We start from the raw sequence: 25,881 nt of genomic DNA on the forward strand, positions 1-25,881 counted from the left end.
ATGAACCACCATGACAACGATCCCATCAAGCGTATGCAGGCCGCACTTCCAGCCGAAATGTCGATCGAACTGAACACCATCGCGCATCTCAAGCGGAAGTACGTCGCGACCGACCGCGACGGCACCCTCGCCGCCGAAGTCAACAAACTGCTCAATGATGCCGTCCAGCCGCTCGACCCGGCTCTGCCACCTTCGCTAGAGAACCGCTCGGTTCCTCGCGGCCTGGCCCTCATCGGCCCGACCGGCGTCGGCAAGACTACAGCGTTGAAACGCCTGTTCAGCAAGCATGCCGCGTTCACGGGATATCGCGACGTATCTTCCGGCTCACCGCTGATCCTGTTCTCCGCACCCAGCCCCTGCACGGTCATCCAACTCGGTCGCCGCCTGCTCTTCGCAAGCGGGTACCCTCTCGAACGCGACCTTCCCGCGCACCGTCTCTTCGAACTCGCCGGCAAACGCCTGAACTCAACGGGCAAGATCGTGCTCGCCATCGAGGAATTCCAGCACGTGGTCCACAACGTCCCCGTGAAAGATCAGCAACTGGTGGCGGACATCCTCAAGGCGCTGATGGAGATCGAGCGCATCACCGTCATCATCAGTGGCATCGAGACCCTCAAACCGTTCCTCGCTCTTGATCCGCAACTCGATCGTCGGCTCACCAAGGTCTATTTCGATCGTCTCGAACCGGGCGATCACGACCTGATCCACGGCACGCTGTGCAGCTACGCCGCAGAATCCAACATCGAGGTCGATCACGCGGAAGCCCGAGCCAAAGCGCTGGTCCCTCGTCTCAGCCATGCTTCCCGCTACGCGTTCGGGCTCGCCGTAGAGAACATCATCAAGGCCATCGCCCGCTGCAAGCAGGACGGCGGCAACGTGCTCAGGGTGGAACACTTCGCGACAGTCTACGCCGCCGCAAGCGGCAAAGGTGCAAGCGAGAACCCCTTCATCGTCGATCGCTGGCACGAAGTGAAGGTTCCGACCTCCGACAACAACTTGCAGAACGGACCTCCGCCGCCGGCAACCAAAAAGAGCAGGAAATCCTGATCGCCTGCTCCGTTCACAACCGGCGCCTCATCAGCGCCGGTTCTCCTCATCGAGAGGTATCCGAATGACTGCACTTCAATTGACCATCAAGACGGGATCCAACGAGACGCCAACGTCGTATGCCTCTCGTCTTGCCGCCCGGAACTGCGTCAGCGCCAGGGTGCTGGCTCAAGACTTTCTTTTCAGCTTTCAATCCGTTGTCGATGGCGAACACGACGAAATTCGACGCCTCGCCGATCTGGGCGGAGTTGCCGCCGAGCCGCTCATCGAGCATGCCGTCGTGAAGACCGACTCCGGATTCTCGCTCCGCGGACAGCAACTCACGAAGCCGACGATCCGACGGGCCCGCGTGGTCGGCTGCCCATTCTGCCTGGCAAGTGACATCCGGGGTTCCGATCTTCCGCCGGCTATCGCTGTTCACGGCCGATCCGAGTGGAACGTCGCTTCAATTCGATCCTGCCGGCAACACCGTGCATCGTTGGTCACCTTGGCCGATGCTCTCACGCCCGGCAATTTGCATGACTTCACCCGTAACGTCGCACCCACCGTCACCGACATCGCGAAGCTCGAAGATCGAGCCGTGATGCGAGAGCCGTCCGGGCTCGAGACCTATCTGCTCGATCGCCTCGACGGCCACGCAAACCATCCGTTCCTGGACCGCCTGCCGTTCTACGTGGCAGCATGGACCACGGAGATCGTCGGTGCCGTCGTGGAATTCGGAAAGAAAGTGAAGCTCGACGAGCTCACGGAAGATCAACGGCATTGCGCCGGCGACGCAGGGTTCCGCTTCATGCGCGACGGCGCCGCTGGCCTTGAGCGCTGCATGTCGGAACTCAAGCGCAACCATACGTACAAAGGACCAACGTCCTCCGATGGGCCGCAAGCCGTCTACGGAAAGCTGTACATGACCTTTGCGCAGGGCCTTCACGGGCCCGACTACGACCCTGTCCGCGAAGTCATGCGCACGCACATCCTCGAAAACTTTGCCTTGGGACCTGATGACGAGGTTTTCGGTAAGCCTGTCGAACAGCGTCGACTGCACTCAATTCGGACCGCCGCCAAATCGTATCAGATGCATCAGAAGCGGCTCCGAAAACTCGTTCTGGCAGAATGCGGTGTTGAAGATCAGGCGGACAAGGCAGACCGGGACATCCTTTTCGACGCAGCGCTCGCCGAACGTATATTCCTCCGCGAGGCATCCCTTTTGACGCTCAAGGAGGTTGAGAACTACCTCAACGCTCCGCGCCCACTCGCCAGCTCGCTGTCCGACGCAGGGCTCATCCGCCGTCACGCAGTCGGGGAAGGCACGACCGATCGCTACCTTAAGTCGGAGCTCGATCAGCTTATTTCCTCAATGTATGCGAAGGCTGTGGCCGTGGCAGTGCCAGGGCCGGAAATGTGCAGCGTATCCGAAGCCGCCAAGCGCACCAACTGCACCACGGTGGAAGTCGTTCGCCTCATCCGCGACGGTGGTCTGGATCGCGTCCAACACGTTCATGGCAAAACGTCCGGCATCCTGGATCTGCTCGTCGACGTCGAGGAGGTCCGGTTGCGCACACGGCTGCCGGAACTGGACGGCCTTCTGCCGCTCGATGCGGCTCGCCTCCTTCGGACAAATCAGGATGTGGTCAAGAAACTCATCAAATTGGGTGAATTGCAGACCATCACCCAGAAACATCCGATCAAGCGGAATCCGATAAACATCGTACAAACCGAGGAGATCAAGCGCTTCCAGCGCCAGTACGTCTCCCTCTTCTCCCTGGCGCGAGAACGAGACATCGGCCTCCCGAAACTCAAGCGACAACTTGCCGAAATCGGGATCCAACCCGCTTTCCGTGATGAACTCGGAGCGACCTTCTACCGGCGATCCGACGTCGAATAGACGAAATCAGCATCTCTGACCTAAGCCGGCGACATCGTGCGCCGGCTTTTTTTGTGCCTGCACACATGTCTCGTGCAACTTGACCTGTCACCGGCGCAGATTAGTTGTGGAGACGGGCCATATTTGAATGTCCTCCGGGCCACCACCAACAACAGTGTGCTACAAAATTACAAGTAAATTCAGCGTAGCGAGAAATCCAATGGACAAGTTTCGCTAGTTTCCAAAGCAGCCTGTCGGGGCTTACCCCCGCTATAAATTAGCTAAAGGCCACTCTTCGGAGTGGCCTTTTCATTCCTCATCAGGATATTCACAGGGTGCAAAAATCATAGTCACAACCATAGACTTATAAGAACAAATCAGGCACGATATCTCAGCTAATGGTGGAGCATTCAAATGTCCAAGAAGGACTACCATGTCGTCCCGAATAAGGACCGCGGAGGCTGGGACGTGAAGCGCGAAGGCGCTGAACGCTCGAGTGGCTTCTTCGAACGCAAATCTGACGCAATGGATCGCGGGAGAGATTTGGCACGCGACCGCAAAACGGAGTTAGTTGAGCACGGTAGAAATGGCCGCATCCAAGATAGCGACAGCTATGGAAATGATCCAAACCCACCTAAAGATCGCAAGCACTAGTTCATTTTTAAGGCGGCGCTACCGACGAAATAGCAAACCTAATGAGGACAACATGTCAGACGATAAGCGGATTCACACTAGGGTTATTGCGCAGGACTCGATGACCATCAGGCACCTCACAACGCAGCATCTTCGACAAGCACTTGGAAATACGCAAGCTCAGCAAACAGTCGCTTCTCAGTCTCAGCAGACATCAACGCCTCCAGCAGATAAGCCAACAGGCAAGTAAACAAGGTCAACTAGTGGCAGAACCGCCGAAGAGCAAATGGTCTAAGCACACCGGCTCGGTCTCGATGAAGCACATCGAACAGCACCTACGCCGAAAAGACACACTTGAACGCCAAGCCCCCCCGTCTACTGGCGACACGAAATCCCAGCCCCCCGGCACACCGGGCACGTCCGATCAAAAGAAGCAGTGATGTGTTGGCCAACAGACGCTCAGGCACAATATTGGTCGAGCATCATAACAATGTTCGGTTTGCCGGTAGCATCTATAGCTTTACTTGCCGCACTCCGGCAGTTGTGGCTAAGCCAACGAACTGGTTCGGTCACTGCTCTCGTTTCAATTCACGATTCATTGCGTGAGTGCTGGTCGGATTTTCTCAAAGCAGATATTCAAGATCGCGATATGCCATTCGGCGATCTTTGCAATACAATCGAAGCTGCTTGCGCCGCTAGCTTCGACCGCGTGTTCTTTGGTAAGTCCGGAGAGGTACTTACGCAGTATCTTCTCAGTGCTCTCAAATTAATCGAGCAAGACGAACAGCTAAGGACCAAGCTTTTAGCGTTGCTCGAAGACCCGTCCACGTTCATTTACATGAGACGCTTTCTTGCGAAGAATCGTCGCACCTTCAAACGCATGAAGCTTGATCTCGGCTCATAGGATCAAGGAGTGTTCATGAGAACCGCGCGTTGATCCTAAGGCTTTGCATAACCATCTCGGCACCAAGCGTTCGCTTCGATGCGGCACAGGTTAAAAGCTTGCGCAGCACTGGACCGGACTAGGGAACAACAATGCGCGCGAGCATCGTTGGTGCGGCCCTTCGACATGAGCAAGCAGTTGATATCACATAATCAAGAAGGCATTTACGGTCGCGCGTGATAACATCCGACCTAAAAGGTCGAGATTGCGGGTATGCTGACTTCCACGAAAGAAGAGCGCCGAAGCGTCGAAGAGTATTTTCTTTGGCAGTCGCCAGAGGCGACGATCAGCTTTCTGCAGAAGGTCTATTGCGAAACTGTGGCAGGCCACAGGCATGACGTCTGGGACGTTCATGCGAGTGACGGGCGATGGTGGATCATCACGAATCCGACCAACCTGTACTCGCAGACCCAGTTCCCCAACATGGACTACGCTGTCACCTTCCATTTGGGATTGTGTCTCCGGATCCCGCGAACGGATTCTGAAAATAAGGCGGATGCTTTCTTCACCCCTTTTTCCGCTGTGCTAAACGAGCTCAATGTTCTTCCCGATGCTCTGGGTCAGGCCAAGAGCCTGTCGGATTACCAAGGCATCGGAGTAAAATGCCGAGAATTGCTCTTGTCTTTTGTCGGCGCGGCACAGGACGCGATCAACTGGTCAGTCGAGAAGCCACCACAGCGCGCGAATTTTCGCGCGTGGATCGACATCATCTTTGATACGGTTCTGGGTGGGCAAGCGCAGCAAGAACGTCGCCGGCTATTCAAATCGCTATTTAACGAGGCATGGACATTTTCAAATTGGCTCACGCATACAAAGAGCGCGACGTGGCACGATGCGGAAGCGGCGCAGACAACAATCGACCATGCGATCGGATTCGGCACATCCCTCCTCCTTCGAGTCATCAGGCTCGTGCCGGAGGAGTGCCCAAAGTGCGGTTCGCCCGATATCGCGCCGCAGGAATCACGCCCCGCTGAGCGGCCAAACACGGTTTGGCAGCGTCCCGCGTGCCGGGACTGTGACTGGACCGGTCTGCCGGTGCGTGTGGACCCAAAAGCGTCGTCGCTACCCCTGATCAAGCGCGAAGGCCGCGAAGATACCGGCGAGTGCATTGTGCCGAATGTGCCGCTGACGAAACTTGCCCATCCACGCAATGCCGACGAATGAATAGAGCTGGTGAACCGATCCGATGTCGTTTCGGCGCAATACATTTCGCCATTGCGCCCCACCTGTTAGCGTCGGGCGTTGCGCCCTTGTGAGCCGACCGCGCGTCCCGCGGCCATTATTGACGAGCCGTGCAATGCTCTATCTAGTTGCCGCAGTGCCGCTACGCGGCAGCCCGATGACTGGAACATCAATATGCGCTTTCAAGTTGCTCGCTCCCTCACGCATCTCGCCGTCGCAACCCTGCTGTCCGCCGCGCTGTCGCTGCCCGCTCACGCGGACACCGGCAAAGTGCGCTTCAAGTTCTTCAAGGCCGGATGGTTCATCGGCGCGCAGGCAGGGGAAGGAATCCTCAGCTATCGTGGTGAGATCTATCCATTTCGCATCGGCGGCGTGAGCGCGGGCCTGACATTCGGGGGCTCGTCGACCGACCTGGTCGGCACGGCGCAGAATATGCGCCAGCCCTCGGACATCGAAGGCATCTATACGGCGCTCGGTGCTGGTGTGGCGGTCGGTGCAGGCAGGCGGGCCATCCAGATGCGCAACGCCAAGGGCGTCATCCTGTCGCTGGAGGGCGAGCAACTGGGCCTCCAGTTCGACCTGGACCTGAGCGGCATGAGCGTCTCCATCCAGAACCAGTAATGCTAGGATGGGTCAAGCGCAGGCGCATCGCGCCGGAGCGAAACCCATCGGCGGAGATTGCCGCAACAGCGCAATGATGGGTTTCGCTACGCTCTACCCATCCTACGGCTCAGCGCTTGAAGAGAGCTGACTGAACATCGGGCCAGCTCTGCAGGACTTCATCATCCCGAGCGATATCCCCGCACGCAGACCCTGATCGCTCTACATGTTTGCGGCCAGACGGAAACGCCGCTCGACCTCTCTGACATTGACCCGTGCCACAGCAATGGTGCGCCGGATTTGTCCGAGACTGACTCTGGTCGGTGTCGGTGTCGCCGGGGTGGCGGGCCGCGCGACAAGCACGCCATCGAGCGGCTGCTGATAAGCGACATCATAGGGCGGCGTCTTATAGCCCAGTTGACCGACCAGAAGCGCGATCTCGCTTCGCGTCAGACAATTCACTCCCGCATTGCGATAGAACAGGTCGTTGATCCGCGCATGATAGTAGAGCGCCAATATCACCGCGACCGTGTCGCCACCTGTCGCATTTCGCAACGTGCTCCGATACGCATTGCAAAAAGCCGGGATCTGTGTCGTCCACCCGTTGGGGATCGCCGACTGGATATTCGACGCCAGCACGTCGAGATTTGAGTTCGGGAATGCAACGTTGAAATTGCTTGAAATATTGGCGCCGGCAAAAGGGCCCGATCCGTCGCCCAACGCCATCATCGATAGCTTCGCCTGTTTCGTCACGCTGAAGATATTGTCCCTGCCCGCATTGTAGGCGAGTTTCGAGACGTCGATTTCAAAACGGCGCGATGACGGGCGCGTCGTCCTGTTCACGTCCAACGTCGCCAGCAAGGTATTGGTCGCCTTGGTGATCTGCGCAAGAGCACCGGTGGATGAATTGATATAGGAGAACACCGCGGCTCCCGCGGTCACCTGAAGCCCGCCCAACGCGGAGCCCACATCCTTGAGCGCATTCAAGGTCGGTGTCGGATCATCCAGTCTCCAGCTGGATTTAGCCGAGAAATCGAACTGCACGGTAATGACGCGATCTGCAGGAATATCCGACACGATGATGTCGTTGCATTCGATCCGGCCGATGGCGGCATTCGAATAGGCAATCAACGGCAGGACGACTGCGGGCTTGTTGGTATTGGGAAAGCCGATGGTCACCGTGAAAGCTGCCGCCCTGGTCTGCGTGGCCCACAGGATTTGCTGGGCGCCATCGACCCATTGCGACGCTTTCAGATTGAGGCTGCCGGCGTCGCACAGCTTTTCCAGCTTCACATCGTAATAGAGCAAGTTGTCCCGCTGCTGCTGCGACAGGAACGTGACCCGTGGTTTCACACGGACAGCCTGAATGATCTGATCGATCGCTGCATCCTGTGCGTGAAGCGATGCCCCGCTACCGACAAGCGCGATTCCGCCGACGACGAGGCGTAAAAAAGCCCGGCGCATGTTTGCCCCCTGACAATGAATGTTAACAATGTCTCAACATTGCGTTGCATCCATTTCCGTTGCAAGCCCCAATTGATTGAAGCCTTCGGCTCGCGTGGGGGATTTATATTCCTAATGCCCCGCTTTCGGCGCCCCGGCGCTGGCCGCTGGCGGCTTCCCGGCTTCGCCTTGCGGCGGCAGCGTCGCGGCATGGACGACGAAGCCCAGGAAGAGCAGCGCAATCACGCCGGCGACGATCGCGCCATATGCACGCTCCTCGCTGTGAACGGGGGCTTCCTTCGGGGTGTGATCGGCTGCGGGATCCATGGCGATACCTCTGCTTTGAGATGGAGATGCTCGGCAACTCATGTGACGATAATACGAGCGCTTCGATGAAGCATCCCTCGCCGGCCGCGCGCGCGTCAACGCGCTCGGCTGGCTCAATCCGTCCCGCTGTTACTGGGTGATCTCGGGCTCGACGAGTTTCGTGAGCTTGCGCAGGGACTCCTGCCAGCCGAGATAGCAGGCCTCGGCCGGGATCACATCCGGAACGCCCTGCTGCTCGATATTCACCTCCGTGCCGACAGAGACGGCCTTCAACGTCACCGTGACCTTTATCTCGCCGGGCAGGTTCGGGTCATCAAAAGTGTCGGTGTAGACGAGGCGTTCGCCGGGAACGAGTTCCAGATAGGTCCCGCCAAAGCCGTGACTGTCGCCGGTGGTGAAGTTCCGGAATGACATTCGGTGCCGGCCACCGACCTTCGCATCCAGCTCATGGACGGTGCATGTGAACCCGTAGGGTGGAATCCAGCTCGCAATCGCGTCAGGCTCGATGAACGCGCGGTAGATCTTCTGGGGCTTGGCGGCAATGACGCGGTGCAGACGGATCGTGCTTGGCATGGGTCGTTCCCTTGTATCGGTCTCATTCGGTTCGGATGGATCGGGCAGCGACCTTCGCCGCCGATACATCCAGGACGAACGGGGCCGTCCGGCCCCGACATGTCAGCAGAATAAAAAGTGGAGCACCGGCACGGCCGCACACGCTTCACTTCGACGTCACAAACTCGTTGCCCTCCACCCCGTCCGAGCGGATCTGTCCGAGCAGACCGTGGATGTCGCCGAGCACCCAGAGGTCGCGCACCTTCTCGCCATCGAAGGTGAAGATCGGTGCGCCCTGCCAGCCGACATGCCTGCCGGTCGGCGGCTGGCCGAACATCGCCTCGCGCTGGATGCCATGAAAGAACACCTTGCCGGCGACGCGGTTGCCCTCCTCGATCATGACCAGGATATCCGAGGTGTAATTCTGCAGCGCGCCGGTGACCCAGCGGACATAATCGGCGAACTGCGCGTGCCCGGTCAGCACCGGGCCGAGCGATCCGCGAAAGGTGAAATCCGCATGGAAGAGTTTTGGGATCAGGCTGACATCCGCATGGTCCCACATGTCCTTGTAGAAGGCGCGGACGACTTCCTTCTGCGGCGTCAGCGTCACGCCGTCGAAGGACATCGGCGGTTCGGTATGGGGGCGGTGAAGGGTCATGACGCGCGCCTATTTCGTTCTGCGGATTATAAGGAAGCTGACTGATCAGCTGCTTTCCCGGTGAGACCACCACATCGCCACGCGCATGTCGATATTGCGCCGGCGGCCGGAAAACCGGAATATCCCGCCCAATCAGAACACCCAAGGACGAAACCTCCCATGCAATTCGATGACGTGATCCTCGGCCGCCGCAGCATTCGCGGCTACAAGCCCGATCCGGTGCCGCAGAAGCTGATCGAGGAGATCATCGCACTGGCGATGCGCGCGCCCTCCTCCATGAACACCCAGCCGTGGAATTTCACCGTCGTCACCGGCGAACCGCTCGATCGCATTCGCGCCGGCAATACCGAGCGGATGATCGCCGGCATCCCGCAATCGCGCGAATTCCGCACCGGGCAGCCCTTTGCGGGCCAGCACCGCGACCGTCAGGTCGGTGTCGCCAAGCAGCTGTTCGCGGCGATGGGAATCGCGCGCGACGACGCGGCCATGCGGCAGGACTGGGTGCTGCGCGGTTTCCGCCAGTTCGATGCGCCGGTTTGCGTGATCATCACCTATGACCGCGTGCTGGACGGCAGCGACGATACGCCGTTCGATTGCGGCGCCGTCGCCACCGCCCTCGTCAATGCCGCCTGGTCGCGCGGCCTCGGCGCCGTGATCAACAGCCAGGGCATCATGCAGTCGCCGGTGGTGCGCGAGCATGCGGGCATCGCCGACGACCAGATCATCATGAAGAGCATCGCCCTCGGCTGGCCGGACGACAGCTTTCCCGCCAATGCCGTGGTGTCGGAGCGCAAGTCGGTGGCGGAAGCCGCGCGCTTCGTCGGCTTTGGAGACCAGGCATGAAAATCAGCGATCCCAAGGACAATGTCTGGACCGCGCAGCAGGACGAGGAGCTGAAGCTGCAGCTCGCCAACGGCCGCAGCATCAACGAGATCGCGCTCCGCCTGAAGCGCTCGCCGCTGGCGGTGCGGACGCGGCTGAACAAGCTCGGCATCCGCGCGGCGAAGGACGGCTAGAATATTTCGACCTCGATAGAACCATGTCCCGGACGCGCTGCAGCGTCAGGCGATGCGTCGCATCGCCGCCAACGCTGCTGCGCAGAACCGGGACCGTATCAGGCACCGTCGTTCGTTGCGGTCCCGGCTCTGCGAAGCGGCACTTGCGGCGAAGCTTCGCTTCGCCTGAGCGCCGCATCGCGTCCGGGACACGATCCCATGACAACAAAAATCTCGCGAGGCGCGCGGATCAGCCGGGCTTGAACTTGCTGTAGGCCTCGCTGGTGCAGATGATGACGTGATCCGCGCAGCCATTGCGGCGATGCGGATCGCAGCGGGTCTCATAGTCCGCCGAGGTCATCATTTCCATGAAGGCTTTGAGCATGGGATAATAGACCAGCGCCAGATAGTCCCAGCGATGCGCATCGGGCACGCCGAGCGCGACGGCCTTGGCGTCGCCGGTCCACAGCAACGTGCCGCCGCGCGCCTTGATCATCGGCACCGTCAGCGCGCTGTAGCGCAGATAGGCGTCCCAGCCGGTGCCGTCGCCATCGAGCGCACGCGGATGAAAGCGCATCAGATTGACCATCACCACCGGGCTTTGCGGATCCTGCGCGCTGAGACCTTCGATGTTCAAGAGATCGACGCCCATGGATGAAACCTCCCTGTTTTTCTTATGAGACTAGCTAAGTGAACTAGCCGCGCCTCATCTTCAATCCCGCCGCCCTGCAATGCCGCCGGACGGCGGCGGCGATCTCGGTAGCGGCGCGCGTGCGGGCGCGGCCCTTGCGCCAGATGATGGCGGCGGTGCGCATCACGTTCGGCTGCACGATCTCGATCTGACGCAACCCGCTGCCCGGGCCGATGGCACGCTCGAACAGGATCGCAGCGGTCTGCGCCTGCAGCCGGATCGTCTCCAGCATCGCGCCGATGGAGCTCATTTCCAACCAGATACGCCCCTCGATGAGCGGGCCAAGTTCGGCGTCGATCATCCGGCGCGAGACGAAACGTTCGGTCTGCACCGCGAGCCGCAATCCGGCGAGCTGCGACGCGCTCACGGTCTTGCGCTGAGCGAGCGGATGGTCGTCGCGCACCACCAGCATCAGGCGCTCCGAGAACAGCGGCTCCGCCTCGACATCGGCACGTCCGGGCGTGGCGAAAGACAACCCGAGATGCAGCGCGCCGCTCGCCACCATGGCCGCGATGTCGGAGGCCGGCATGTCCTCAATGGAGACATGAATGCCGGGATGTGCTGTTGCGAATTCCGCGATCACCGCCGGAAGCAGCGTGCTGTTATAGGTGTGGATGACGCCGATGCGGACGCGACCGCGCACGAGGTCGCGCAGACCCTCCAGCGCAAAGCGCCCCTCGTCCACCTCCTCCAGCGCACGCCGCGCGTAATCCGAAAAGGTACGGCCGGCATCGGTGAGCTGCAGGCCACGGCCGATGCGATCAAACAATTGTACGCCGAGCACAGCTTCGAGCTGGCCGATCTGATGCGACAGCGTGGACTGCGTCACATGCAACGCCTCTGCGGCGCGCGTGATGTGCTCGACGCGCGCGACTTCGAGGAAATAGCGCAGATGCCGCAGCTCGACCATTCATCGACCTCATCGATTGATCTATGCGAAACATATCATTTGACAGATGGGATGGTCCATCACCATGTACCGCAAAACACATCAGGAGGAGACGGTTTTGCGGAAGGTCTTGATCGCGATTTGTACGGTGCTCGGCTTCGGCCAGTGTCTGGGCCAGGCATCGGCCGCGGATTATCCCACCCGGCCGATCCGGCTCGTCGTCCCGCTGCCGGCGGGCTCCTCCACCGACGTGATCGCGCGCGTGTTCGCCGATTCCGTGTCGCAGAAACTGGGGCAGCAGATCATCATCGACAACAAGCCCGGCGCCGACGGCGCCATCGCCGCCAGCGACATCAAGCGCAGCGCCGCGGACGGCTACAGCATCATGCTTGCCTCCAACAGCGCCATGTCCGGCGTGCCAGCGACGCGCAAGACACCGCCCTACGACGTGACCACCGATTTCACGCCGATCACCGACATCGGCCGCTACAACTTCTTCTTCTACGTGAACAAGGAAATCCCGGCGAAGACGCTGGCGGAACTCGTCGCTTACGCCAAGGCCAATCCGGGCAAATTGATCTATGGCGCCGGCAACATCACCGGCCGCCTGTCCTTCGCGTCGGTGGTGATGAGCAACGGCCTCGACGTGACGCATGTGCCGTATCGCGGCGAGCCGCCGGCGATGACCGACCTCATCACCGGCCGCATCCAGGCCATGGTGGCGACATCCGGCACCGGCATTCCGCAGGTCAAGGACGGCAAGATCACCGCGCTGGCGACCGTGCTTGAAAAGCGCAGCGCCATCGCGCCGGATGTGCCGACCATTGCCGAAGCCGGCTATCCGGACTTCAAGATCGAGCCCTGGGCCGGGCTGTTCGGACCGCCGAACATGCCTGCAGAGATCGTCGCGGTGCTCAACAAGGCATTCCGCGAGGCGATGAACGATCCCGCCGTCAAGCAGCGCATGGTGGAGCAGGATTTCGCGCTGACGCCCTCGACGCCGGAGCAGCTTGGCGCACTGGTGAAGCAGCAACTGGACATCCACCGCAAGATCGTCGCGGCGGCTGGCATCGAGATCATTCCGTGATGCCGTGACAGGTCAGGACGGGTCGCGCGCAGCAAGACCCGTCTTCGCATCTGTCCGTACCGTCGGTTCAGATCACGGACGGCTCAATCGCATTATTTATTTCAACGCGCGCGGAACCAGGCGGCACCAAGTGGATTGAGAGCGAGCGATCACGGGAGCTTCCGATGCTGCGCTCAGATCCCTCGCCCGACCATTCGAGCATTTTCGCATTCGCCGCTTTCGCCGCTGCCGCTGCCGTCTGGATCGGCGTCATGACCATCCAGCCGAAAGCCACCGGCCTGCAGGCGTCGGCCATCGTCGCGGGCCACGACGTCATCGTATCGGCACGGCCACTGCCGCCAATGCTGGAACTGGCCGACCTGTCACGCTAGGCCAGTCTGTAGTTGGCGCTGCTGGTCATCCAGCCAGAACACACTCTGTCCCTCATGGTGAGGAGGCGCCCTTGCGCCGTCTCGAACCATGAGAGGGCTTGGCTCGGAGCTTTTGGCCATCCCTTGCGAATGGCTACGCCATTCGCTGGGAGACGCCGCTACGCGGCTCCTCAGGATGAGGGACGGAGAATCGAAATCCTGACCTGAAGGGGGCATTACCCCGAGCAAAAGCAGTCGAAAACCACCTCGACCGCTTTATGAGTCAGACCCTTAGGACGGAACGGGCTCGCCGACCCCTCCTGATTAACCGCAGGTCCAGATCGCGCCGATCGGCGTGCGGGTCCAGCACGGGCCGAAACTGCCACCATTGTACTGGCCACCTGAGAAACCGGGACGGCCGGGATAGCGCCACTCGCCGCTCCACCACTGATAGTATTGCGGAGTCCGGTCGACGTACCAGTGACGGCGGTCGCGCTTCGCCATGTTCAGATCGGCGCGCTTCTGCATGAACAGCGGCACGCTGTTGTTGAGCGGCTGGCGATAGCCCGGCAGGAAGCCATAGCCCTGCCAGCGCTTTGCTTGCTGCTTCTTGGCAGCTGCGGCCATCGCATCGGCTGACAGCAGCGACAAGGCGGTGACGAGGGACAGGCAAATCAGGCGCGACATGCCGTCAGCATAACCGCTGCACGGCTTCGGCGCCACTGGCACCTCGCCGCGCCCTGCTCAACTCTCCACGCGCCTCATTTTGGCGCAAAGTTCGGCCGTGTGGTCCATCGCAGGCACCATCGCCGGCGGCGCCGATTCCGCTTCGCGCGGCGTGCTCCCCGTCCGTGTGAGCATAGCCAGCGACGCCATCACGGCGGGAGCGGCAACGCGCGCCACCTGCGCGACGCTCGCGGCCAGATCGAACCGGGGATGGCTGACCACCATCTCCACCACGAGCGCGAGACCGGCCAGTCCAAGGGTGCGCTTGCGCGACCTGATCGACAGTTTGCGAAATTTCATCGCCATGACGGGCTCATGAGGCTTGAGGGTGCGCGCCGGAATTTGCGCGCATCGACGGAAGATCCTGCCTCACCCTATGCAGGACTGTGGCGATACGTTTGCAGGTGCGAACAACAGTGCTCGCAGCAGATCACGTTGCGCGGAGGCGCATGTGAATGCGGTCGCGAAAATTCCGCATGACGGCAGCACGCCCTCACCCGAAGCGGCCATTCGTCTAGTTTCCCGCAAGGCGACGCATGTATTAGCCTACCCGCGGGAATCCGGGGCTTCTCAGGAGCGTCGGGCGGGCCGACAACGACAAGAATGTGACACGTTACGATCTCGGGATCGGTGCTGCGGCGCTCCCCGCCGTCTCGGGCATCGCAACGGACATCGAGGAAATGCAATGACACGAGGTTTCGCTCGCGCGCTCGGCGCCGTCGCCATCCTGCTGGCCGGCGCCGGCAGCGTCCATGCGCAGAACTGGCCGAACAAGCCGATCCGCATGGTCGTGCCCTATACACCGGGCGGCTATACCGACCTGATGGCACGGCTCGTGTCCGAGAAGATGTCGACATCGCTGGGTCAGACCATCGTGATCGAGAACAAGCCCGGCGCAAATGCGGTGATCGGCACCGACACCGTCGCCAAGGCCGCGCCCGACGGCTACACCTTCGGCACCGTGATCGCGGCCCATTCGGTGAACCCTTCGCTCAATCCGAAGCTGCCCTATGACACGATGAAGGATCTGACCTATGTGTCGCTGACCTCGGTGGCACCGCTGATCCTGATCGCCACGCCATCGCTGCCGGCCAAGGACATGAAGGAGTTCATCGCGCTGGCAAAATCGAAGCCCGGTCAGTTGAATTTCGCATCTAGCGGCATCGGCTCGGCGGCGCATCTGACGATGGAAATGCTCAAGAGCCGCGAAGGCCTCAACCTGCAGCATATTCCGTACAAGGGCACGGCCGGCGCCTTGCAGGATACGGTGGGCGGCCAGATCAATGTGATGTTCGACGTGATCGGCCCATTGATGTCACAGGTGAAGTCGGGCAATGCCAGGGCGCTCGCCGTCGCAGCGAAGCAGCGCATCCCGGCCGCCGGCGACGTGCCGACCATGACCGAAGCCGGCGTGCCGGATTTCGTGTCGGGCACCTGGTCGGGCATCATTGCGCCGGCCGGCACCCCGAAGGAGATCGTCGACCGCGTCGCCGCGGAAGCCAAGAAGGCTCTCGCCGATCCCGACCTGCGCAAGAAGCTCGACGATCAGGGCATCGTCCCGATGGGCACATCGCCGGACGAATTCAAGACCTTCGTCACCGACGAGATCGCGCGCTGGAAGAAGGTCATCGCCGACGCCGACATCAAGATGCCGCAGTAAGCGCGGCACCATCGCGCGTCCGTAATCGGACGCGCGATTTCTCCCTTGAGCGGTCCCACGAAATCTCGCTTCATGCGCCGCGATCAGGCCCAGCCAACGAGCCCTCCGACAACCATGACCGCAAGCGCCACACCGTCCAGCCTGATCGACGCTCGCATCAAGGAGCTCGGCGACTGGCGCGGCAGGACGCTGGCGCATGTTCGGGCGCTGATCAAAGCGGCGCTGCCTGACATTGTCGAAGAGTGGAAATGGCGCGGCGTGCCGGTTTGGGAACATAACGGCATCATCTGCACCGGCGAGAGCTACAAGAGCGCGGTCAAGCTGACCTTCGCCAAGGGCGCTATCCTCGACGACCCCAAGGGTCTGTTCAATGCCAGTCTCGACGGCAATGTCCGTCGCGCCATCGATCTGCATGAAGGCGATGCGATCGACGAGACAGCGTTCAAGGCGCTGGTCAGGGCGGCTGCGGCCGTGAACGCCAGTAAACCTGCGAAACGCAAAGAGAAATAGCCGGCCGGGCGGTATCTCAGCACAGCCATCGCTGCGGCGTGGCCGCGATGCGCGCCACTCGTTAAGCCTAACCGCGGCATCCGGAGGCTGCCGACCGCCCAAGGCAGCGACGACGGTTGAGTCGCCCGGCAGGCAGCGCTAGCTTGGCGGGCATAGTGGACATCGCGGGGCTCAGCCCCTTCGCCTAACCATTCACGCCATGGCCGTATCCAGTCCCCACGGAGAACCGCGGCCGCGTCGACACCGGACGACGCTGTTCCTGTTCGTAGGTGTGGGGCTGTTGGCCTTCAGTGCAATCGCAGCCATCACCTACGTCACGACACGCCCCGTCACCCTGCGGATCGCCGTGGGACCGGCGGATGGCAACGACAAGAACCTGATCCAGATTATCGGCGCACAATTCGCCCGAGATCGCAGCCCGATCCGGCTGTCGCTGCGTGTCACCGCGGGCGGTACCGAAAGTCTCGCATTGCTCGCGAGCGGCAAGGCCGACATCGCCGTCGCCCGCGGCGATCTCGACCTGCCGCGCGACGCGCAATCGCTCGCCATCATGCGCAAGAATCTCGTCGTGATCTGGTCGCCTTCCGGGCGCGGCATCACGGGAAAGCGCAAGACCGCGCTCAAGACGATCGGCGACCTCGCCGGCCGCCGCATCGGCGTGGTCGGCCGCAGCGACGCCAATATCAAATTGCTGAAAGTCATCCTCACGGAAGCCGGCGTCGCCCCGGACAAGGTCAAGATCGTTCAGTTCGCAGTCGATCAGGTCGCACAGATGGCGCGTGATCCCGGCCTCGACGCATTCATGACGGTCGGTCCGCTCGACAGCAAAATCACGGCGGATGCCATCGCCTTCAGCACCGAACCGAAGCGCGAGCTCACTTTCATCCCGATCAGTGTCTCCGACACGATCGCCCGCAAGCATCCACTCTACGAATCCGACAAGATTCCCGCGAGCAGTTTTGGCGGCAAACCGGCGCGGCCTGACGATGAGGTCGAAACGGTCAGCGTCAATCATCTCATCGTCGCCCGCAGCGAATTGCCGGATAGCACGGCCTCCGCCTTCACGCGCCAACTTCTGACCGTCCGCCAGCGTCTGTCGCGCGATAATCCCGACGCATCGAAAATCGAGAAGCCGGACACCGACAAGGATGCCGCTTTGCCAGCACATCCCGGCGCCGCCGCTTATATCGACGGCACCGAACGGACCTTTCTCGAAAAATACAGCGATTATTTCTGGGCCGGCATTCTGCTGCTATCGGTCCTGGGTTCGGCGGGCGCGTGGATCGGTCACTATCTCAAGCGCGATGAAAAGACCGCCAACACGGCCCATCGCGACAAGCTCCTGGGTACGATCGCGCGTGTTCGTGCTGCCGGCTCGCTTGCCGAGCTGAAGGAATTGCAGGGAGACGTCGATTCCGTGCTGCAAGAGACGCTCGATTGCTACGACGACGGCGCTATCGACGAAGGCGATCTCAAAGCGGTCGAGCTGGTTCTGGCGCAATTGCATCGCGCTTTGTTGGATCGGCGCATGGACCTCGGCACCGAAGCACCGGAAATGACAGAGAGCCAGATCTCGCGCCCCCGCAAAATCGATCGCCCGACCAGCCTTTAGCGTTCGCGGCGCACGCGATTTGCCACAGTCGCCCACAATTGCCTGTGCCGATGCAGAACGGATAGTTTTGCGCATCTATGGAGATGCACAAATGGAACTCACCTGTCCCTGCAAAGCGGTCACCCTGCGGATTTCCTCCGAGCCTGTCGCCCAGTTCTGGTGCCACTGCGCCGACTGCCAGACCGTCCACGGCGCGGCCTATGTGGCGGAGTCGATCTATCCTGCCGGGGATGTCGAGATCGTCTCTGGCGACACAACGAGTTTCGCCTTGAAGACGACGCCGCGCATCAGTTGCGCGACATGCGGCACACGACTGGTCGTCGAACTCCCCGGGATCGAGATGCGCGCCATCAACGGCTACCTGCTGACGGATACATTCAAGCCGAGCCTCCATATCCATTGCAGCGAGGCCGTCGCACCAATTCGCGACAACCTTCCGCATTACGCCACCATGCCGGCGGCGTTCGGTGGCGACGACAGGCGGGTGGACTGGTAGGCCAGAAAGCAGCCGGCCCACTTGCATGCAGTTGCATCCATCCTTACGTGTCCCGGATACCCTTCCCTCTCCGGAGCCTGCCGATGACCGACGTCCCCTACACGCCCCCGAAAGTCTGGACCTGGAACAAGCCCAGCGGCGGCCAGTTCGCCTCGGTCAATCGGCCGATCGCCGGACCGACTCATGAGAAGGAGCTTCCGGTCGGCAAGCATCCGTTCCAGCTTTACTCGCTGGCGACGCCCAACGGACAGAAAGTCACCATCATGTTCGAGGAGCTGCTCGCCGCAGGCCATAAGGGCGCCGAATATGACGCCTGGCTGATCAAGATCGACGGCAACCAGTTCGGCTCCGGGTTCGTCGATGTCAATCCGAACTCGAAGATCCCGGCGCTGATCGACCGTAGCGGCGACAAGCCATTTCGCGTGTTCGAATCCGGCGCAATCCTGACCCATCTCGCCGAGAAGTTCGGCGCGTTCCTGCCGAAAGACGGTCCGGCACGGGCTGAAACCCTGTCCTGGCTGTTCTGGCAGATGGGCAGCGCCCCGTTCCTCGGCGGCGGCTTCGGGCATTTCTATGCCTATGCGCCCAGCAAGATCGAATATGCCATCGACCGTTATGCCATGGAGACCAAGCGCCAGCTCGACGTGCTGGATCGCCAGCTGGCCAACAACGAGTTCATCGCCGGCAAGGACTACAGCATCGCCGATATGGCGATCTTTCCCTGGTATGGCGGCCTCGCCGAAGGCGCGATCTATGGCGATGCCGGCACGTTCCTCGATGTGCAGAGCTACAAGAACCTGCAGCGCTGGACCAGGGCGATCGGCGCACGCCCGGCCGTGAAGCGCGGTCGCATGGTCAATCGCGTCTCGGGCGATCCCGCCCGCCAGCTCCACGAACGCCATGACGCCAGCGACTTCGAGACACGGACCCAGGACAAGATCGAGGCGCAGGCCGGCAAGGCCTGATCGTTGCCTCACAACGAAGAAGCCCCGCGCGAGCGGGGCTTCTTGCATAAATGCAAACAGCGATGCGCCTGCGCGCTCAGCCCTTCATGCACTTGTCGATGGAGCTCTTCTTTGCAGCGCCCGACAGCGGCTTGCCGTCGGCGCTCTTGGCGTTGCTCTCGCAGCATTTCTTCATATGGCTGGCTTTGGCGGCGCCGGCCAGCGGCTTGCCGTCGGCTGATGTAGCGGAGCAAGCCGCGTTCTGCGCCATCGCCGGCGCGGCTGCGAACATGCTCAAGAGAACGAGGACAGACAGGCGTTTCATGGACGACTCCCGGTTTGTTGGAACCCCAGCCTAGCGCAACCGCACGATGCCGCAATGGCGGCAAAGCGCACCTGCTTACCGTTTTCTACACGCTATGCCGCGGCCGGGCTATTTCGCCGCGGGTGGTCGCGATTCCCATCTCGAAACTGTCGGCGATGCGCCGGGCACGCAATATGATGGCGTCGGCAACGTCCGCGTCGAAAATCTCGCGTGTCGTGGGTTCGAACAGCGCCAGCCAGCGGTCGAAATGCGCCCCCGTCAGCGGCAGCATCAGATGCGGACGCATCGGACGGCCGTTATAGCGTCCGGTCTTGAGCATCATCGATGACCAGAAATCGCTGATCTGGGCGAGATGATGATTCCAGTCGGCCACCGCCGCGTTGAAGATCGGGCCAAGCACCTCGTCCTCGCGAGCGCGGCTGTAAAAGGTGTGCACGAGGAGCGCGATATTCTCCTCGTTCAGGGACGGCTGGAAGCTGGTAAAACCGGGCTGGGACATACCGCTGATTTAGGTGACGACGGCCACTCCGGCAACCGCTCTCACTTCAGCATTTGACGCCGCCCCTTTTTCGGATGCGGCGCATTCCTTCTGTTCATCAGGATGGATGCCACGCCTGCGAGAACCCGCAAGGCGTGGCCCCGCCGATGCAAACTCAGTTGCGATAGGACGGATCGACCCGGTCCAGCTTGCGCAGCAGCGCCGGCCAGGCGAGTTCGCCGCTGAGGCCTGGAACGTTGTCGCGCGGCTTCATGCGATCATAGGTGTCCTGCAGCACGCTCTGCGGCGGCGTGATCAGCTTGGTGTTGCAGGACAGCGCTGCCACCTGAACCTGACAAGCACGCTCCATCCGGAACAGCACATTGAAGGCTGACGCGATGGTCTTGCCCACGACCAGGAGACCATGATTGCGCAGCACCATGGCCTCATGATCGCCGAGATGCGCGATCAGGCGTTCGCGTTCGTCGGGATTGTCGGCAATCCCCTCGAAGTCGTGATAGGCGACGTGCAGGAAGCGCATGCAGGTTTGCGCCACCGGCAGCAAGCCGCATTCCATCGCCGAGACCGCCATGCCGGCGACCGTATGCGTATGGGCGACACAATCGACATCGTGCCGCGCCATATGGATGGCGCTATGGATCACGAAGCCGGCCGCGTTCACGCTGTAGGCGGAGGCATTGAACAGCGTGTTGCCGTCGAGATCGATCTTCACCAGGCTCGATGCATCGATCTCCTCATACAGCATACCATAGGGATTGATCAGGAACTGATCTTCCGTGCCCGGCACGCGGCAGGAGATATGGTTGGCGATCATTTCCGTCATGCCGTACATCGCCGTGAGGCGATAGCACGCGGCAAGATTGACACGTGACTGCCACTCCTCCGGACTCACTTGATCCTGCACGGAGCGGACGACTTTGACGGCGGGTGCGCAGACGGCGGCATTCATTGATGATCTCCCTTGTCTGTCTCGTGGTCAGTCGACTGTGATGTTCGCTTCGCGAATGAGCTTGCCGAGACGCTCGCTTTCGCTCTTCACATGAGCGTCGAGCCCGGCAGACGTCATCGGCCATGGCTGGTTGCCCATCGGGTCCATCTTCTTCGCGAATTCCGGCGTCTTGATCACGTTGTTGATAGCCGCGCTGAGTTTATCCAGCACCGGCTGCGGGGTGCCGGCCGGGGCGAAGACGGCGAACCAGGTGGAGCCGACGATGCTCGGAAATCCCAGTTCCTTGAAGGTCGGCACATCGGGCAACTGCGGCAGGCGTTCTTCGGACAAAACCGCGATCGCCCGATACAGACCCGCATTGTGGTTCGGCACCGTGTTGGTCAGCGCCTCCACATTGCTGTCGACGACGCCGGCGAGCAGATCGTTCATCGCCGGCGCGGCGCCGCGATAATGCACATGCTGCAGCTTCACGCCGAGCCCGCGCGCGACGATCTCGCCCATCAGATGCACCGTGCTGCCCGGCCCGTTGGTGGCGTTGTTGACCTTGTTGGGATTGGCGAGCGCATAGGCACGGAACGCAGCGACATCCTTCGCCGGAAAGTCCTTCTTCACATTGAAGGCAAAAGGCACCTTCACCACCATGGCGACCGGCGCGAAGTCTGCGAGCTTGTATTTGATCGAGGCGAGCAGATGCGGATTGGTCGTGAATGTGGTCGCGGCTGCAAAGAGCAGCGTATAGCCGTCCTTATCGGCTCCGGCGACATATTGCGCACCAATGGAGGTCGAGGCGCCGCCACGGTTCTCAATAATCACCTGCTTGCCCAGCTCTGCGCCGAGCTGTTCGGTAAGAACGCGCGCGACGATATCGGTCGTTCCGCCCGGCGGAAATGGCACGACCATCGTGATGTTGCGATCCGGGTACTGTTGCGCCTGCCCCGGCGCCACGGCCATCAGCGATGCGGCAATAGCCGCAGCGATGGCGATGCATCGACCTGTCCTCGTCCTCACGTTCTCTCCCGCTTTACGCCGTTCCATCGCGCCTGCGGGCGACGTGGAACGATTTTGTCCGGAGAAGCTAGAGTAACAGCCAAAGCGATGCGAGGACTAAATCAGCCGATCAGCCATCGGAATATGCAGGCTGAAATCAGTGCGCCGTGGCTTTCGAAAATACATTGATGACGACCACGCCGGCGACGATCAGACCGAGGCCTCCCAAAGCCGGCGCATCGAGTTTCTGCCCCTGGAAAATCCAGGCGATGGCGGTGATCAGGACGATGCCGACGCCCGACCATATCGCATAGGCGATGCCGGTCGGTATGGTGCGTAGCGCCAGCGACAGGAAGTAAAACGAGATCGCATAGCCAGCCACCGTGATGGCGGATGGAATCGGCCTGGTGAAACCATCCGAGACTTTCAGAAAGCTGGTGGCGATGACCTCCGAGAGAATGGCGACGGCCAGATAGAGATAGGTCATGACGCCCGCCTCGCCCGGCTCTGTTCCGGCCCCGCACCGGCCACACGTTCCAAATAATCCCGATGGATCGCCTGCACCGTGATGCGGTCGTCGAATTTCACCCGCATGCTGTTGGGCGAGCCCATGCCGACAATGACTCCCTCACGGAGGCCATAGCTCGGATGGCGCTGGAGTCCCAGCGGCGACATCCGCACCCGATCTCCATAAGTCAGGCGATCGGGATCGAGCTCGCGATCGAGTTCATGGATCATGCTACGGGGCATCTCCGGTCTCCCTATGTCAGCCGCGACGCTGCGTCGTGAGAGCCGACGTCTGCCTGCTGTCGCTTTCGTTTCGAGGGCATCCGCTTCAGGACGAACACATAGAACACCGGCACGAACAGCACCGCGAGGACGGTGGCGGAGATCATGCCGCCGAGCACGCCGGTGCCGATGGCGTTCTGGCTGCCGGCGCTCGCACCCGTCGCAACTGCCAGCGGGGTGACGCCGAGAATGAAGGCAAGCGACGTCATCAGGATCGGCCGGAACCGGATGAAGGCCGCCTCGATAGCCGCGTCGCGCAACGACTTGCCTTCCGCATGCAATTCCTTGGCGAATTCCACGATCAGGATCGCGTTCTTCGCGGACAGGCCGATGATCGCGATCAAGCCGACCTTGAAATAGATGTCATTCGGCATGTCGCGCAGCATAACGGCGAGCAACGAACCGATGATACCAAGCGGCACCACCAGCATCACCGACAGCGGAATCGACCAGCTCTCATAGAGAGCGGCGAGCAGCAGGAACACGAACAGCACACTCAGCCCCAGCAGAAACGGCGCCTGGTTGCCAGACTCGATTTCCTGCTGCGACTGCCCCGCCCATTGATAGCCGAAGCCATCGGGCAACCGCGTGACTAGCCTTTCCATCTCCTTGATGGCATCGCCGGACGAGTAACCCGGCGCGGCGTCTCCGGCGATACGGATCGACGGATAACCGTTGAAGCCGACCACCTGCACAGGTCCCTTGGCCCATTCGGTGCGGGCAAAGGCCGAGAGCGGCACCATACCGCCGCTGGCATTGCGGACATTGAGCTTCAGGAGATCGTCCGCCTGCATGCGGCGCGTGCCCTCCGCCTGTACGGTGACGCGTTGCATGCGGCCGGTATTGGGGAAGTCGTTGACATAGGCCGAGCCGAGGCTCGCCGAAATTGTCGTGTTGATATCGGTGAAGGAGACGCCAAACGTATTCGCCTTCTCGCGATCGATGACGAGATTGAGCTGCGCGGAATTCGACAGCCCCTCGACGCGCAGACCGGTGAGCACCGGGCTCTTCGCGCCTTCGGCCATCAATTGGTTAGCGGCGGCCGTCAGTGCAGCCGAACCACGGCTGCTGCGGTCCTGCAGACGGAAGCTGAAGCCGGTCGAATTGCCGAGACCTTCGATCGGCGGCGGCGACAGCGCGAAAGCCTGTGCATCGCCAATCTTGGCGAATTCCGCATTGGCGCGATTGACGATCTCAGGCGCCGCATCCTGCCTGCCGCGATCGCTCCAGTCCTTCAATGTCGGCCATGCAATGCCCGAACTCTGCCCATTGCCGGAGAAGCTGAAGCCGAGCACGGAGAAGACGCTGGCGACCCCCTTCTCCTTCAGGAAGACGTCCTCGATCTGTTTCATCGAGTCGAGCGTCCGCGACTGGCTCGCCTCCGGCGGCGCCTGCACGTCGACGATCACATAGCCCTGATCTTCCGTCGGCAGAAAGCCGGTCGGCAGCCGGATATAGGCCCAGCCGAGCCCGACCAGTAGTGCAAGATAGATCGCCATCATCCGGCCGGTGCGGCTGGTGATCCAGCCGACCGTGCCACGATAGCTCCCGGCGAGACGGTCGAAGCTGCGATTGAACCAGCCGAAGAAGCCGCCCTTCTCATGATGCCCATGCGGGATCGGCTTCAGGAAAGTCGCGCACAATGCAGGCGTCAGCGTGAGCGCCAGGAATCCCGAGAACAGGATCGACACCACCATGGTGAGACTGAATTGTCGATAGATGATGCCGACCGCCCCCGGGAAGAATGCCATCGGCACGAACACGGCCGTGAGCACCAGCGTGATCCCCACGATGGCTCCGCTGATCTGCCTCATCGCTTTCACGGTCGCCTCGCGCGGCGACAGGCCTTCCTGCGCCATCAGGCGCTCAACATTCTCGACCACCACGATGGCGTCATCGACAAGAATACCGATGGCCAGCACCATGGCGAACATGGTGAGCACATTGATGGAGAAACCCGTCGCGAACATCACGGCGCACGTGCCGAGCAAGGCGATGGGCACCACGATCGTCGGGATCAGCGTGTAGCGGATGTTCTGCAGGAAAAGGAACATCACGATGAAGACGAGGCCGATCGCCTCGGCAAGCGTGTGCAGCACCTTTTCGATGGACGCTTTCACGAATGGCGTGGTGTCATAGGGGATTTCGTAGGTCAGCCCCTTCGGGAAGAACTTTGACAGCTCCTTCATCTTGGCGTTAACCGCCTCCGACGTCGCCATTGCATTTCCGGTTGCCGACATCTGCACACCGATGGCGGCCGCCGGCTTGCCGTTCAGGCGGCTGGCAAAATTATAGTCCTCGCCGCCCACCTCGACGCGAGCGACATCGCGCAAACGCACCGATGAACCGTCGCGATTGGCACGCAGCACGATTGCGCCGAATTCATCCGGCGTTCCAAGCTGGCCTTTGACCAGGACGGGCGCGGTGACCTCCTGCGAGACGGGATTGGGCTGTGCCCCGATGCGACCGGCCGCGACCTGGGCGTTTTGTGCGGTGATTGCCGCTGTGATGTCCGACGCCGTGAGACCGAGGCCGAGCATCTTGTCGGGATCGATCCAGACGCGCATCGAGCGCTGTGTGCCGAACAGCTGCGCCTTACCGACACCGGGCACCCGCCGGATTTCGCTGAGCACATTGCGGGTGATGTAGTCGCCAAGCGCAATACTATCCATGCTGCCATCGGTGGTCTGCATGGAGATGAAGAGCAGGAACGCGATCGAGCCTTCCTCGACGATAATGCCTTGCTGAGTCACCGCACGCGGCAGCCGCGATTCCACGCGGCGGATACGGTTCTGTACGTCCACCGTCGCCTGCGCCACCGACGTGCCAGGCCGGAACGTGACGTCGATCTGGATCGCGCCAGTCGCGTCCGCGGTGGACTCGAAATACATCAGGCCGGGAATGCCGTTGAGCTGATCCTCGATCAGCCGCGTCACGCCCTGATAGATCTCTTCCGACGATGCGCCGGGATAATTGGTGGAGATCGCGATGCGTGGCGGCGCGATGTCCGGATACTGCGCAACCGGCAGCGAGGGGATCGCCAGCGCACCGGCAATCATGATGAAGATGGCGACCACCCAGGCAAAGATGGGGCGCGCGATGAAGAAGTTGGACATGGATAGCGCG

General features: G+C 61.2%; 30 protein-coding genes. 15 read left to right on the forward strand and 15 right to left on the reverse strand.

What is annotated here, in order from left to right:
• The 6 genes from E0H22_RS15820 to E0H22_RS15845 all read left to right on the forward strand — a co-directional run bounded on the left by E0H22_RS15820 (position 1) and on the right by E0H22_RS15845 (position 6,287).
• Positions 1 to 1,047 carry a TniB family NTP-binding protein gene (locus E0H22_RS15820; RefSeq protein ID WP_233021968.1) on the forward strand — a complete coding sequence of 349 codons (1,047 nt, stop codon included), beginning with the start codon at positions 1 to 3 and terminating at the stop codon, positions 1,045 to 1,047.
• A gap of 64 nt (positions 1,048 to 1,111) precedes the next feature.
• Positions 1,112 to 2,929, forward strand: a complete 1,818-nt coding sequence (locus E0H22_RS15825; protein ID WP_233021969.1) for a TniQ family protein — start codon at positions 1,112 to 1,114, stop codon at positions 2,927 to 2,929.
• A 393-nt stretch (positions 2,930 to 3,322) separates the two neighbouring features.
• Positions 3,323 to 3,562, forward strand: coding sequence for a DUF2188 domain-containing protein (locus E0H22_RS15830; RefSeq protein ID WP_233021970.1), 240 nt, complete (start codon positions 3,323 to 3,325; stop codon positions 3,560 to 3,562).
• 469 nt (positions 3,563 to 4,031) lie between these two features.
• Complete coding sequence (locus E0H22_RS15835) at positions 4,032 to 4,445, forward strand: hypothetical protein (protein ID WP_233021971.1); 414 nt, start codon at positions 4,032 to 4,034, stop codon at positions 4,443 to 4,445.
• Between the two features lie 252 nt (positions 4,446 to 4,697).
• Entirely contained in the window at positions 4,698 to 5,648 is a 951-nt protein-coding gene (locus E0H22_RS15840) for a hypothetical protein (RefSeq protein WP_233021972.1), read from the forward strand.
• A gap of 192 nt (positions 5,649 to 5,840) precedes the next feature.
• Positions 5,841 to 6,287, forward strand: coding sequence for a lipid-binding SYLF domain-containing protein (locus tag E0H22_RS15845; RefSeq protein WP_233021973.1), 447 nt, complete (start codon positions 5,841 to 5,843; stop codon positions 6,285 to 6,287).
• A gap of 201 nt (positions 6,288 to 6,488) precedes the next feature.
• On the opposite strand, the gene E0H22_RS15850 is transcribed toward E0H22_RS15845, so the two are convergent.
• From E0H22_RS15850 to E0H22_RS15865, 4 genes are all read right to left on the reverse strand, one after another.
• Positions 6,489 to 7,730: a hypothetical protein gene (locus E0H22_RS15850; RefSeq protein ID WP_233021974.1), complete on the reverse strand. Its 1,242-nt coding sequence runs from the start codon at positions 7,728 to 7,730 to the stop codon at positions 6,489 to 6,491.
• 111 nt (positions 7,731 to 7,841) lie between these two features.
• Positions 7,842 to 8,036, reverse strand: a complete 195-nt coding sequence (locus E0H22_RS15855; protein WP_233021975.1) for a hypothetical protein — start codon at positions 8,034 to 8,036, stop codon at positions 7,842 to 7,844.
• A 129-nt stretch (positions 8,037 to 8,165) separates the two neighbouring features.
• A complete protein-coding gene (locus E0H22_RS15860) occupies positions 8,166 to 8,609 on the reverse strand; it encodes an SRPBCC family protein (RefSeq protein WP_233021976.1) in 444 nt (147 codons plus the stop codon).
• 145 nt (positions 8,610 to 8,754) lie between these two features.
• On the reverse strand, positions 8,755 to 9,246 hold the full coding sequence (locus tag E0H22_RS15865; protein ID WP_233021977.1) for an ester cyclase: 492 nt from the start codon (positions 9,244 to 9,246) through the stop codon (positions 8,755 to 8,757).
• Positions 9,247 to 9,405: 159 nt separating this feature from the next.
• Here E0H22_RS15865 and E0H22_RS15870 point away from each other — a divergent pair, with 159 nt between their 5' ends.
• Both E0H22_RS15870 and E0H22_RS15875 read left to right on the forward strand, forming a co-directional pair.
• The gene (locus tag E0H22_RS15870) at positions 9,406 to 10,089 is read left to right on the forward strand and encodes a nitroreductase (RefSeq protein WP_233021978.1); all 684 of its coding nucleotides are present in this window, start codon (positions 9,406 to 9,408) and stop codon (positions 10,087 to 10,089) included.
• Complete coding sequence (locus E0H22_RS15875) at positions 10,086 to 10,262, forward strand: helix-turn-helix domain-containing protein (RefSeq protein ID WP_233021979.1); 177 nt, start codon at positions 10,086 to 10,088, stop codon at positions 10,260 to 10,262. The genes E0H22_RS15870 and E0H22_RS15875 overlap by 4 nt, the downstream gene beginning before the upstream one ends.
• 229 nt (positions 10,263 to 10,491) lie before the next feature.
• Here the strand turns inward: E0H22_RS15875 and E0H22_RS15880 are convergent, their stop codons facing one another.
• Together E0H22_RS15880 and E0H22_RS15885 are read right to left on the reverse strand one after the other, a co-directional pair.
• On the reverse strand, positions 10,492 to 10,893 hold the full coding sequence (locus tag E0H22_RS15880) for a DUF1330 domain-containing protein (protein WP_233021980.1): 402 nt from the start codon (positions 10,891 to 10,893) through the stop codon (positions 10,492 to 10,494).
• Between the two features lie 43 nt (positions 10,894 to 10,936).
• Positions 10,937 to 11,842: a LysR substrate-binding domain-containing protein gene (locus E0H22_RS15885; RefSeq protein WP_233021981.1), complete on the reverse strand. Its 906-nt coding sequence runs from the start codon at positions 11,840 to 11,842 to the stop codon at positions 10,937 to 10,939.
• 97 nt (positions 11,843 to 11,939) lie between these two features.
• Here E0H22_RS15885 and E0H22_RS15890 point away from each other — a divergent pair, with 97 nt between their 5' ends.
• Positions 11,940 to 12,908, forward strand: a complete 969-nt coding sequence (locus E0H22_RS15890; RefSeq protein ID WP_233021982.1) for a Bug family tripartite tricarboxylate transporter substrate binding protein — start codon at positions 11,940 to 11,942, stop codon at positions 12,906 to 12,908.
• Between the two features lie 164 nt (positions 12,909 to 13,072).
• A complete protein-coding gene (locus tag E0H22_RS15895) occupies positions 13,073 to 13,279 on the forward strand; it encodes a hypothetical protein (protein ID WP_233021983.1) in 207 nt (68 codons plus the stop codon).
• 303 nt (positions 13,280 to 13,582) lie between these two features.
• On the opposite strand, the gene E0H22_RS15900 is transcribed toward E0H22_RS15895, so the two are convergent.
• Together E0H22_RS15900 and E0H22_RS15905 are read right to left on the reverse strand one after the other, a co-directional pair.
• Positions 13,583 to 13,945 (reverse strand): hypothetical protein, encoded by a 363-nt coding sequence (locus E0H22_RS15900; protein WP_233026383.1) that lies wholly within the window; start codon positions 13,943 to 13,945, stop codon positions 13,583 to 13,585.
• Between the two features lie 57 nt (positions 13,946 to 14,002).
• Complete coding sequence (locus E0H22_RS15905; protein ID WP_233021984.1) at positions 14,003 to 14,290, reverse strand: hypothetical protein; 288 nt, start codon at positions 14,288 to 14,290, stop codon at positions 14,003 to 14,005.
• Positions 14,291 to 14,669: 379 nt separating this feature from the next.
• Between E0H22_RS15905 and E0H22_RS15910 the strand changes: the two genes are divergently transcribed.
• From E0H22_RS15910 to yghU, 5 genes are all read left to right on the forward strand, one after another.
• A complete protein-coding gene (locus E0H22_RS15910) occupies positions 14,670 to 15,644 on the forward strand; it encodes a Bug family tripartite tricarboxylate transporter substrate binding protein (protein WP_233021985.1) in 975 nt (324 codons plus the stop codon).
• Between the two features lie 72 nt (positions 15,645 to 15,716).
• Entirely contained in the window at positions 15,717 to 16,154 is a 438-nt protein-coding gene (locus E0H22_RS15915; protein ID WP_430715158.1) for a DUF1801 domain-containing protein, read from the forward strand.
• A gap of 271 nt (positions 16,155 to 16,425) precedes the next feature.
• Positions 16,426 to 17,766, forward strand: a complete 1,341-nt coding sequence (locus E0H22_RS15920; protein WP_430715279.1) for a TAXI family TRAP transporter solute-binding subunit — start codon at positions 16,426 to 16,428, stop codon at positions 17,764 to 17,766.
• Positions 17,767 to 17,857: 91 nt separating this feature from the next.
• Positions 17,858 to 18,262, forward strand: coding sequence for a GFA family protein (locus E0H22_RS15925; RefSeq protein ID WP_233021988.1), 405 nt, complete (start codon positions 17,858 to 17,860; stop codon positions 18,260 to 18,262).
• Between the two features lie 83 nt (positions 18,263 to 18,345).
• The gene (yghU, locus tag E0H22_RS15930; RefSeq protein WP_233021989.1) at positions 18,346 to 19,227 is read left to right on the forward strand and encodes a glutathione-dependent disulfide-bond oxidoreductase; all 882 of its coding nucleotides are present in this window, start codon (positions 18,346 to 18,348) and stop codon (positions 19,225 to 19,227) included.
• Positions 19,228 to 19,303: 76 nt separating this feature from the next.
• Here yghU and E0H22_RS15935 read toward each other — a convergent pair whose 3' ends face one another.
• The 7 genes from E0H22_RS15935 to E0H22_RS15965 all read right to left on the reverse strand — a co-directional run bounded on the left by E0H22_RS15935 (position 19,304) and on the right by E0H22_RS15965 (position 25,871).
• Positions 19,304 to 19,531: a hypothetical protein gene (locus E0H22_RS15935; protein ID WP_233021990.1), complete on the reverse strand. Its 228-nt coding sequence runs from the start codon at positions 19,529 to 19,531 to the stop codon at positions 19,304 to 19,306.
• Between the two features lie 85 nt (positions 19,532 to 19,616).
• Complete coding sequence (locus tag E0H22_RS15940) at positions 19,617 to 20,030, reverse strand: group III truncated hemoglobin (RefSeq protein WP_233021991.1); 414 nt, start codon at positions 20,028 to 20,030, stop codon at positions 19,617 to 19,619.
• 154 nt (positions 20,031 to 20,184) lie between these two features.
• Positions 20,185 to 20,979 (reverse strand): class II aldolase/adducin family protein, encoded by a 795-nt coding sequence (locus E0H22_RS15945; protein ID WP_233021992.1) that lies wholly within the window; start codon positions 20,977 to 20,979, stop codon positions 20,185 to 20,187.
• Between the two features lie 27 nt (positions 20,980 to 21,006).
• On the reverse strand, positions 21,007 to 21,987 hold the full coding sequence (locus E0H22_RS15950) for a Bug family tripartite tricarboxylate transporter substrate binding protein (RefSeq protein WP_233021993.1): 981 nt from the start codon (positions 21,985 to 21,987) through the stop codon (positions 21,007 to 21,009).
• 136 nt (positions 21,988 to 22,123) lie between these two features.
• Positions 22,124 to 22,453, reverse strand: coding sequence for a DMT family transporter (locus tag E0H22_RS15955; protein ID WP_233021994.1), 330 nt, complete (start codon positions 22,451 to 22,453; stop codon positions 22,124 to 22,126).
• A complete protein-coding gene (locus E0H22_RS15960) occupies positions 22,450 to 22,716 on the reverse strand; it encodes a hypothetical protein (RefSeq protein WP_233021995.1) in 267 nt (88 codons plus the stop codon). The genes E0H22_RS15955 and E0H22_RS15960 overlap by 4 nt, the downstream gene beginning before the upstream one ends.
• A gap of 11 nt (positions 22,717 to 22,727) precedes the next feature.
• Complete coding sequence (locus tag E0H22_RS15965) at positions 22,728 to 25,871, reverse strand: efflux RND transporter permease subunit (protein WP_233021996.1); 3,144 nt, start codon at positions 25,869 to 25,871, stop codon at positions 22,728 to 22,730.
• Positions 25,872 to 25,881: the final 10 nt, after the last annotated feature.

It is taken from the genome of Rhodopseudomonas boonkerdii, from assembly GCF_021184025.1.
Lineage (GTDB): Bacteria > Pseudomonadota > Alphaproteobacteria > Rhizobiales > Xanthobacteraceae > Tardiphaga > Tardiphaga boonkerdii.

What these genes read in the sequence shown, in the direction of transcription:
- E0H22_RS15895 (WP_233021983.1), top strand. Translation starts at nt 13,073, where the DNA reads ATGCTGCGCTCAGATCCCTCGCCCGACCATTCGAGCATTTTCGCATTC.
- E0H22_RS15840 (WP_233021972.1), top strand. Translation starts at nt 4,698, where the DNA reads ATGCTGACTTCCACGAAAGAAGAGCGCCGAAGCGTCGAAGAGTATTTT.
- E0H22_RS15855 (WP_233021975.1), bottom strand. Translation starts at nt 8,036, where the DNA reads ATGGATCCCGCAGCCGATCACACCCCGAAGGAAGCCCCCGTTCACAGC.
- E0H22_RS15940 (WP_233021991.1), bottom strand. Translation starts at nt 20,030, where the DNA reads ATGTCCCAGCCCGGTTTTACCAGCTTCCAGCCGTCCCTGAACGAGGAG.
- E0H22_RS15905 (WP_233021984.1), bottom strand. Translation starts at nt 14,290, where the DNA reads ATGGCGATGAAATTTCGCAAACTGTCGATCAGGTCGCGCAAGCGCACC.
- E0H22_RS15845 (WP_233021973.1), top strand. Translation starts at nt 5,841, where the DNA reads ATGCGCTTTCAAGTTGCTCGCTCCCTCACGCATCTCGCCGTCGCAACC.
- E0H22_RS15860 (WP_233021976.1), bottom strand. Translation starts at nt 8,609, where the DNA reads ATGCCAAGCACGATCCGTCTGCACCGCGTCATTGCCGCCAAGCCCCAG.
- E0H22_RS15835 (WP_233021971.1), top strand. Translation starts at nt 4,032, where the DNA reads ATGTTCGGTTTGCCGGTAGCATCTATAGCTTTACTTGCCGCACTCCGG.
- E0H22_RS15820 (WP_233021968.1), top strand. Translation starts at nt 1, where the DNA reads ATGAACCACCATGACAACGATCCCATCAAGCGTATGCAGGCCGCACTT.
- E0H22_RS15955 (WP_233021994.1), bottom strand. Translation starts at nt 22,453, where the DNA reads ATGACCTATCTCTATCTGGCCGTCGCCATTCTCTCGGAGGTCATCGCC.
- E0H22_RS15900 (WP_233026383.1), bottom strand. Translation starts at nt 13,945, where the DNA reads ATGTCGCGCCTGATTTGCCTGTCCCTCGTCACCGCCTTGTCGCTGCTG.
- E0H22_RS15915 (WP_430715158.1), top strand. Translation starts at nt 15,717, where the DNA reads ATGCGCCGCGATCAGGCCCAGCCAACGAGCCCTCCGACAACCATGACC.
- E0H22_RS15885 (WP_233021981.1), bottom strand. Translation starts at nt 11,842, where the DNA reads ATGGTCGAGCTGCGGCATCTGCGCTATTTCCTCGAAGTCGCGCGCGTC.
- E0H22_RS15925 (WP_233021988.1), top strand. Translation starts at nt 17,858, where the DNA reads ATGGAACTCACCTGTCCCTGCAAAGCGGTCACCCTGCGGATTTCCTCC.
- E0H22_RS15870 (WP_233021978.1), top strand. Translation starts at nt 9,406, where the DNA reads ATGCAATTCGATGACGTGATCCTCGGCCGCCGCAGCATTCGCGGCTAC.
- E0H22_RS15825 (WP_233021969.1), top strand. Translation starts at nt 1,112, where the DNA reads ATGACTGCACTTCAATTGACCATCAAGACGGGATCCAACGAGACGCCA.
- E0H22_RS15880 (WP_233021980.1), bottom strand. Translation starts at nt 10,893, where the DNA reads ATGGGCGTCGATCTCTTGAACATCGAAGGTCTCAGCGCGCAGGATCCG.
- E0H22_RS15935 (WP_233021990.1), bottom strand. Translation starts at nt 19,531, where the DNA reads ATGAAACGCCTGTCTGTCCTCGTTCTCTTGAGCATGTTCGCAGCCGCG.
- yghU (WP_233021989.1), top strand. Translation starts at nt 18,346, where the DNA reads ATGACCGACGTCCCCTACACGCCCCCGAAAGTCTGGACCTGGAACAAG.
- E0H22_RS15945 (WP_233021992.1), bottom strand. Translation starts at nt 20,979, where the DNA reads ATGAATGCCGCCGTCTGCGCACCCGCCGTCAAAGTCGTCCGCTCCGTG.
- E0H22_RS15965 (WP_233021996.1), bottom strand. Translation starts at nt 25,871, where the DNA reads ATGTCCAACTTCTTCATCGCGCGCCCCATCTTTGCCTGGGTGGTCGCC.
- E0H22_RS15865 (WP_233021977.1), bottom strand. Translation starts at nt 9,246, where the DNA reads ATGACCCTTCACCGCCCCCATACCGAACCGCCGATGTCCTTCGACGGC.
- E0H22_RS15875 (WP_233021979.1), top strand. Translation starts at nt 10,086, where the DNA reads ATGAAAATCAGCGATCCCAAGGACAATGTCTGGACCGCGCAGCAGGAC.
- E0H22_RS15850 (WP_233021974.1), bottom strand. Translation starts at nt 7,730, where the DNA reads ATGCGCCGGGCTTTTTTACGCCTCGTCGTCGGCGGAATCGCGCTTGTC.
- E0H22_RS15960 (WP_233021995.1), bottom strand. Translation starts at nt 22,716, where the DNA reads ATGCCCCGTAGCATGATCCATGAACTCGATCGCGAGCTCGATCCCGAT.
- E0H22_RS15830 (WP_233021970.1), top strand. Translation starts at nt 3,323, where the DNA reads ATGTCCAAGAAGGACTACCATGTCGTCCCGAATAAGGACCGCGGAGGC.
- E0H22_RS15910 (WP_233021985.1), top strand. Translation starts at nt 14,670, where the DNA reads ATGACACGAGGTTTCGCTCGCGCGCTCGGCGCCGTCGCCATCCTGCTG.